This is a genomic window from Bradyrhizobium sp. LeoA1Lang, from assembly GCF_055413685.1.
This window is the reverse complement of record NZ_JBVAPG010000262.1, coordinates 1-7,276: the sequence shown is the minus strand read 5'-3', so window position 1 is coordinate 7,276 and position 7,276 is coordinate 1. Positions and strand designations below refer to the sequence as shown.

Sequence of the window (7,276 nt, the reverse complement as noted above, 5' to 3'; positions counted from 1 at the left end):
GCAGACGGCGTCAACCACGCGCTCACGCAGATCAGTCGAATACGCTCGCCCCATCCATGCCGGCCTCCTTCCCAGCCAGCATGTTGAATCAGAACCGATCTGATTTGGGAATCCTCAATCGATTCAAGCTAATCCCACCCCGCTCTAGCGCCGGTTCTCACTGCAAACGCTGGTGAGCGGGTATGCCGAAAATAAGTTGTGCCAACGCGTGGCGATCAATCTCCCCGAGCGGGTTGCGCGGCACAGCGTCCACGACCACCAGCAGCTCCGGCACTTTGTAATCCGCCAGCTGCTCCCTGGTGGCGCCCAGAATGTTATCGATTGCCGCCTCGTCGCTACCGCCCTCAAGCTGCACAACGGCCGCGACACGCTGGCCTAGCACAGGATCCGGCGCGCCAAAGACCGCCGCGTCGCGCACCAGCGGATGGCTCAGCAACGCTCTTTCGATCTCGATCGGTGAAATAGCGGACCCGCCGCGGACTATGACATCCTTCTCGCGACCAGCGGCCGGCGTCACGCTCCGGTAGTTCATGCGTTGCGTCATCCGAGAATTCCTTACAAGGTTTTGAGCTGTCGGCGTCGCGGTACCGGATCGCGATCAACTTGATCGCGCCTCCGGATTTGCTCGCCCGCTCCATTTCTTCCGCGGAAGCAATGTGCTCATCCGGCTCATTAAATAGTACCGAGATTTGTAATTCGGATTGCACCGTGCCCTGTCGCGCCAGCTCGATGGCTCAACTGCTCCACGGAGCGTCATGCAAGTCATGAAACAACGCGGAGACGTAGAGCAGCTCGTCCTCGAATTTTAGCTTCTGACGGATTCCTTTCATCGCTCCGAACACAAACACCCGAACCGAGTGGTTGAACAACATCTGGCTTTCATGTTTTCGCACGGGTTCGGCGGCTGCGTGCGCGATGCTGCTATCGGGAATTGCGCTCCACCGCCTTCCGCAGCACACGGATCTCGCCCGGCGCAGCGGATCGCTTGGCAGCATGCCAGCACCGAGCATGGCAAGGCCGAGCATATTCATGTGATCGGGTGGATTTGGCGTCGGATTTCCTGCCGCCGGTACACTACGAATGTACGCGATCACAGCCTTGATGTCGTCGTCGCTCAGTCGGCCGGCCCTGACGTAGGACATCAATGTCAGCCACCGGCCCTCCGCGTCAACGCCGTTACGAATGGCGCGGAAGATCTCGCCGTCGGACCAGTGCTTCAATGGCCCGGCCGGAGTAAGATTTGCAGCCGCGAAGGAACCGATTGGAACCTGGAGTTCGACCGCGAGATCGTAGCCGCCGGTGAGCGTGCCAGTGTGTGAATGGCAGGCGCCACAAAGACCGTCGGCCATATCCTTGCCACGCGCAATGAGTTCCGGCGTACCCGCAACCTTGATATCGGGGATGGGCGCCGAGCGGCTGTGCTGCTTGATCATCCCGAGCAACCTGAGCGCGCTGGCGGACAACACCGCAACGGACAGCAGCCCCGACAGACCTGCGCCGCCCCATTTGACGATGCGGTTTCTAACACGCCAGGCGCGGAAGCCAGACCAGGCCAATAACGCGGCAATGACGATCAACGCCACCAACCCAACGATGTTTTGCATTGCTACTCCTAGACAAATGATTGCGCACGGGGACGTGAACTGAGCAGAATGGAATCTGCCGACGGTTCACGCTGACGACAAATCTCGCGACGCAGCTGTCGGCAGCGTGCCATCACAGATAGGCGACCGCGCGGGCGGCGTCGTGGGTCTAACGCGCCCTTGCGGGCGTTACGCCACGCACCACGTTGACGTCGTCGCCCTGCACATGAACGCCGGGTGCGTGACCGAACCGTTGGCGGAATGCACGGGCGAAACTGGTGTAATCGCGGTACCCGCAAGCGTAGGCTATCGTGCTCAGAGGCTGGCCCGACTTCGTCGACCCCCGGCGCTTAATAGTGCGCGCAGCTTAATCCAGGCCCACTGATTGAATGAAGCCGCTGCAGGTACAACCGCGGCCGATGGCTAAGCTGATCGTCTATCCGATCGCCGAGGGCAGATCGGTGGGAATCCGATCGACTAACTGGGTGATGAACGGGAAGGTGGGGAACGGCACATCACCGCCGCGCCTCGGCGCGAAACTGGTCTCGTCCCGGCAAGCTTGAGGAGGTGCTGCCGTTCGCGAAGTGCCTGTGGCTCCCCTTCCTTGATGTCGAGGCGCTGATCCGGGCCACGCCGCAGTTTTTTGAGTACCCGGAGTGCGATCGCGATCCGCTTCCTTCTTTCCGTGCGTGAGCCTATGGGCCGAGGTCAAACTCTTGGGCAGCGGGAGCTTGCGCACTCGTCCCACGCGGACAAGAATTTCACCTTCTGGTGACGGAAAAGGTGCGGATACCCGTGTCCGTGGTCAGCTCGCACGCGAAAGTCTTGTCGTGGCCAGATCCCTCAGTGTCGCCGCGGTGATCCTAACCTGCTGGGTGCTTCTCCTTGGGGCCTTCGGCCCACTTCGTTGCGGCCGAATCTCGATGTTTCGGTCGCGGCGGATACGCCAATGCCGCTCGGATGATGTTGGGCATTTAGCTGCCGGGGTTAGCAGGACAGATTGGATCTTGAGGGTTCGTCGGCCTTAGCGTGACGAGCGCGGCCCTGCATCCGAGGAGCACAGTGCTTGCCGCCGCGACGGCAAAGCTAACTAGTCTCATGCAAGCTAAGAGGGCGTCCCCTTTGCCCCCAGTGACGAAGACGATCATACACGCTCGTATGTAACGAAAACCATTTAAAACACCGGAAAACCCGCGGTGTTTGAAGGGCCGGCGGCAGGCGGTTTTCCGCATAGGTGGATAGAGCGCCAAGTTTGGCGTGCAGTGCGGCATCGGAGCCTTGCTGTTTGCTTGCCAGTACACGGTGGCGGTCCCTCCCTCTCCTGGTCCGCAAACCGCGGTGATGACCGTTGATGCTTCTGACACACTGATGCGCGCTGCGGCATTCGAACATGTGCAGGCGGCTGTGTGAGGTCCACGATCACCTAACGGCCGTAGAGCTGAAGCCGGGGTTTACGTTTCGTGTCGAGCAATCCCGCTCATCGACAGGCTGGTCCTCTCAGCGAGCCGGCGCCGACGCACCCGGCGCAGCGCCGGTGACCTCCATCTGCGGATTGACCCTTAGCTTCAGGGCCACAATGCTGCCGATTAGAGCGCAGCCGCCCAGGACCAGCAGCCCGGCCGTGAAGTTGCCGGTCGCGTCTTTGAGGTAGCCCATGAGGAACGGTCCGGCGAAGCCGGACAGATTGCCGAGCGCATTGATCGCGGCGATCCCGGCCGCAGCCGAAGTGCCCGTCAGGAAGGCGCTCGGTATTGGCCACAGCAGTGGCGGCGTTGCGGAGACGCCGATCTGGCTCAGGCAGAGCAAGCCAAGCACCAGCGCCGGCGCGGAGACGAGGCCCGCGCCCGCAAGGCCGACCGCGGCGAGGAACATGGCAAAGCAAACGTGCTCCCGACGCTTCAATGTGCGGTCGGAGTTGCGGCCCAGCAGGACCATCCCGACGGCGCCAAACAAGAAGGGCACCGCAGACAGCAGGCCGGTCTGGAAGTTGCTCACGCCAAAGTTCTTGATGATCGTCGGAAGGAAGAACGCCACACCATAGCTCGCCGCGTTCAGACAGAAGTAGACGAACGCGCAGGCGAGGATGCGGAGGTCGGTGAGCGCCTTGACGATGCCTACGTGCTCGACCGCCACCTTGTGCTGCCTCTCGGTCTCCAGCCGTCGTTCGAGCCAGCCCCTCTCGTCTTTGGCGAGCCACGCCGCGAGCGCCGGCCGGTCGGTCAGGTAAAAGATGACCCCGAAGGCCATTAGGATCGACGGCAAGGCTTCGAGGATGAAGAGCCATTGCCAGCCATCGAGTCCGGCCCCGGAGATGTTGAGCAGAGCCCCGGAGATCGGTCCGCCCGCAATCGACGAGAACGGGATGGCCAGCATGAACAGCGAGACAACCCGGGCCCGGTAGACCGACGGGAACCACAGTGTCAGGTAGAAAATGATCCCGGGAAAGAAACCCGCCTCGGCGAGACCGAGCAGGAAACGGAGGATGTAGAACACCCATTCGGTCGTGATCCCGGTCGCCGCTGAGATCGGGGCGATGAAGGCGAACAGAGCAGAGATAACGCCCCAGCTTAACATGATGCGAGCGATCCAGAGCCGTGCGCCGAACCTGTCCAGCGCGAGGTTGGATGGTACTTCGAACAGAAAGTAGGAGATGAAGAACAGGCCCGCGCCAAAGCCGTATGCCGCCTCCGACAGGCCGAGCGCCGAGTTCATCTGTAGTTTGGCGAAACCGACGTTCACCCGGTCGAGGTACGCGACGAAGTAGCAGACGAACAGGAAGGGCAGCAACCGCCACATCACCTTGCCGATGGTCCTTGCTTCGATCTCGTCCATGGCACCGTTACCTCCCTGCTCTTGGCTAGTGGGGGAGCGCTCAGGCGGCCAGGTTTGCCGATCGTACATGGCGGTGCGGCTGAACACGACCTCTATACCCCAAGTTCATTCGCGGGATTTGGTTCCCCGCTTACCGGTCGCGCCACGCGGCGGCGTTACGCACTTCGTGCAGTCAAGCAACGGCGTCACCAAGCGTCATTCCGCATGGCTGTCATAACGACCTACAACGGTCGTTGCGCGTTGTCTGGTTTATCCGAGCCGCTCCCCCTCGACGCCGCCAACATCGTCGCCGACAAGGACGAGCAGTTCGGGCAGCCCGTTGTGCCTAATGGCATTCCGCTGTCCAAAATTCATCACGCGACGTTCGACGCGCATCTGGTCGGCATCGATCCGGATTATCGCCTACATGTTTCGGCATCGCTAAGGGACTTAGCCTCGTAGCCTCGAATTAGCTCAAGTTCTTCATGATGCGCTGTCTCAGAGCGGACTTTCCCGCTCGGCGGAGCCGCCCAGTCGTTTCGCTGATGAATGCGAGCTTGCGCAACGAGCTGAAGGACGCTCTGCCGTGCAAAATTTTTCGATCCGCCCCACGTCTGACGTTCGCTGTGCCCCTGAAAGCCGACATCGCGACGGTGACGGTAGAGGCCGGCCTCGGGCCCTTTGAGACATGCCGCCGTACACTGAGATTATCTGCTTATCGGGGTAGATACCCGCGCCCAAGCTGTGCGCGTCGCGACTGCTACGCCTGTGCGCGATGCAAAGCGATTGACCCGCCTCCTTTGCGACAAGATCGAAACCATCGAGCCGGGCTTTGCATCGAACTGATGTCGATCACAGCGACGATTGCCGAGCCAATGGAGGCCAAGCAGACAATCTCCTCGCTTATCGACGATACCCCTCCGGATGTCTCCGACCTGGTCGACATTCTGACTAACCGCGCGGGCGACCGCGCTCTCTATCGTGCGACGCCCGTTGCAAGCGACGTTCCGGAGCGATCGGTAAAGCGCGTCGTGCCAATGTCGCCTGAGGGTGGCGCGACGTGGACAAGCGAATGGCCGCGCCCGGCTCGGCTGTTTATGTCGCCTGAGCCCATCGAGACTGTTGCGCTGTTACTCGATCATCCCCCCGTATCCTTCACATGGCGTGGCGTCCGGAGGCGCGTTCGGCGAGCTGATGGCCCGGACCGAGTTTACGGCGAATGGTGGACGCGCGATCCCGAGATGATCGCCGTGCGCGACTATTTCCGCGTCGAAGACGATTCCGGCGAACCCTACTGGATTTTTCGGGCAAGCGACGGCGAAAATTCAGAGACGGGATCCCACCGTTGGTTCTTGCATGGGGTCTTCAGATGACCGACCGCCCCCCGCTACGCCGAACTCCAGGTTACGTCGCACTTCTTATTGCTGCGTGGCGCATCTTCCTGCGAGGACCTCTTCGCTCATGCTGCCAACCTCGGAATAGAGGCGCTTGCAATTGTAGATCGTAAATAGCCTCGCAGGGATTGTACGAGCGCATGAAGCGGCCAAAGTCACCGGTGTGCGCCTTGTCGTTGGCTGCCGCTTTGATCTTGCGGATGGCATGTCGCTCCTGGTTTATCCCACCGACCGCGCCGCCTATGGACGATTGTGCCGCCTAGAGCATGTTGTTTTTTGGCGGAATCGGGATTCCCAATTGGAGGCATTTCTGATTCAAACTCCATGCTGGGGACCGGGGCCAGCATGGATGACGCGACCCTATTCGGAAGACATCCGCGAACTGGCGCTTAGGCGAGCTGATGCTGGCGAGACCGTTCGCTCGATTGCAGCGGCGCTTCAGATCAGTCCGTCCTGTGTGACGAAGTGGAAGAATCTGAGGCGAGAGACCGGAGGCGTTTCGCCCGGCAAGATCGGTGGTCACAAGAAGCCGATTCTGTCCGGCGCCAACGCCGACTGGCTGCGCAAGCGCATTTGCTCGGGACCGTTCACCTTGCGGAAGCTGACGAGGGAGCTGGCTGAGCGTGGCATCAAGACAGACGTGCGGGCGGTGTGGGCTTTTGTTCACGCTGAGGGGCTGAGCTTCAAAAAAAACGATCCATCCGGCCGAACAGGATCGCCCCGATATCGCCCGTAAACGGGCACGCTGGAAGGCTCATCAAGGCAGGATTGACGCCTCGCGCTTGGTCTTCATCGATGAGACCTGGATCAAAACGAACATGGCGCCGCTACGCGGCTGGGGGCCGCGCGGACAGCGTCTCCAAGCATCGGCGCCTTTCGGCCATTGGAAGACCATGACCTTCATCGCCGCGCTGCGCCACGATAGGATCAGCGCACCTTGCACTATCGACGGTCCTATCAATGGCGAACTCTTCACCCTCTATGTCGAGAAGATATTGGCGCCCACCCTGGCAAAGGGCGAGGTCGTCATTCTCGACAATCTCGGCGGTCACAAAGGCAAGCTCGCCCGCAACGCCATCCGCGCCAGGGAGCGCATATGCTCTTCCTGCCGCCCTACAGTCCCGACCTCAATCCGATCGAACAGGTCTTCGCCAAACTCAAACACCTGATGCGAGCCGCGGAGCCTCGCGATGTCGAGGCAACCTGGCGAAAGGTCGGCGAACTCCTCGATCTCTTCTCAAGCCAGGAGTGCGCCAACTATCTCAAAAACTCAGGATATGTTTCCGTATAAAAACATCATGCTCTAGTGTCGCTTGGCAAGCAGCGCGGAGGCAAAGGCAAGTTTCCACCTCGAATGGAATGAGGGGATGTCCCGATCGGTGTTGAACTACGTCGGGCCGACGTTGCCAGAATGAATGTTACGCGGCCCTTGTGACATGGGCAACGGGCTTGATCGTCATGGGATTGTGGTGAGCTTGAAGGGCCGCA

At 60.7% G+C, this 7,276-nt stretch carries 5 protein-coding genes and 3 pseudogenes; 4 read left to right on the top strand and 4 right to left on the bottom strand.

Going from position 1 to position 7,276, the window contains the following annotated elements; genetic code table 11:
• Nucleotides 1–157 precede the first annotated feature (157 nt).
• From ACZYOF_RS41080 to ACZYOF_RS41065, 4 genes are all read right to left on the bottom strand, one after another.
• The gene (locus ACZYOF_RS41080) at nucleotides 158–544 is read right to left on the bottom strand and encodes an AMP-binding enzyme (protein ID WP_130584479.1); all 387 of its coding nucleotides are present in this window, start codon (nucleotides 542–544) and stop codon (nucleotides 158–160) included.
• Nucleotides 545–734: 190 nt separating this feature from the next.
• A complete protein-coding gene (locus ACZYOF_RS41075; RefSeq protein WP_463719314.1) occupies nucleotides 735–1,604 on the bottom strand; it encodes a c-type cytochrome in 870 nt (289 codons plus the stop codon).
• Nucleotides 1,605–1,752: 148 nt separating this feature from the next.
• Complete coding sequence (locus ACZYOF_RS41070; protein ID WP_463703033.1) at nucleotides 1,753–1,938, bottom strand: helix-turn-helix domain-containing protein; 186 nt, start codon at nucleotides 1,936–1,938, stop codon at nucleotides 1,753–1,755.
• A gap of 1,142 nt (nucleotides 1,939–3,080) precedes the next feature.
• Entirely contained in the window at nucleotides 3,081–4,415 is a 1,335-nt protein-coding gene (locus tag ACZYOF_RS41065) for an MFS transporter (RefSeq protein ID WP_463719313.1), read from the bottom strand.
• A 204-nt stretch (nucleotides 4,416–4,619) separates the two neighbouring features.
• Here ACZYOF_RS41065 and ACZYOF_RS41060 point away from each other — a divergent pair, with 204 nt between their 5' ends.
• The 4 genes and pseudogenes from ACZYOF_RS41060 (at nucleotide 4,620) to ACZYOF_RS41045 (ending at nucleotide 7,079) form a co-directional block, all read left to right on the top strand.
• The gene (locus tag ACZYOF_RS41060) at nucleotides 4,620–4,856 is read left to right on the top strand and encodes an HNH endonuclease (RefSeq protein ID WP_207234681.1); all 237 of its coding nucleotides are present in this window, start codon (nucleotides 4,620–4,622) and stop codon (nucleotides 4,854–4,856) included.
• A 243-nt stretch (nucleotides 4,857–5,099) separates the two neighbouring features.
• Nucleotides 5,100–5,767, top strand: a pseudogene (locus tag ACZYOF_RS41055) (DUF6504 family protein); the annotation flags it as partial.
• 48 nt (nucleotides 5,768–5,815) lie between these two features.
• A pseudogene (locus ACZYOF_RS41050) lies at nucleotides 5,816–6,050 on the top strand (PHP domain-containing protein); the annotation flags it as partial.
• A gap of 87 nt (nucleotides 6,051–6,137) precedes the next feature.
• A pseudogene (locus ACZYOF_RS41045) lies at nucleotides 6,138–7,079 on the top strand (IS630 family transposase).
• Nucleotides 7,080–7,276 lie beyond the last annotated feature (197 nt).

Bases quoted from the DNA above. Each gene is read 5' to 3' on its own strand.
- ACZYOF_RS41075 (WP_463719314.1), bottom strand. From the start codon at position 1,604: ATGCAAAACATCGTTGGGTTGGTGGCGTTGATCGTCATTGCCGCGTTA.
- ACZYOF_RS41065 (WP_463719313.1), bottom strand. From the start codon at position 4,415: ATGGACGAGATCGAAGCAAGGACCATCGGCAAGGTGATGTGGCGGTTG.
- ACZYOF_RS41080 (WP_130584479.1), bottom strand. From the start codon at position 544: ATGACGCAACGCATGAACTACCGGAGCGTGACGCCGGCCGCTGGTCGC.
- ACZYOF_RS41060 (WP_207234681.1), top strand. From the start codon at position 4,620: ATGGCTGTCATAACGACCTACAACGGTCGTTGCGCGTTGTCTGGTTTA.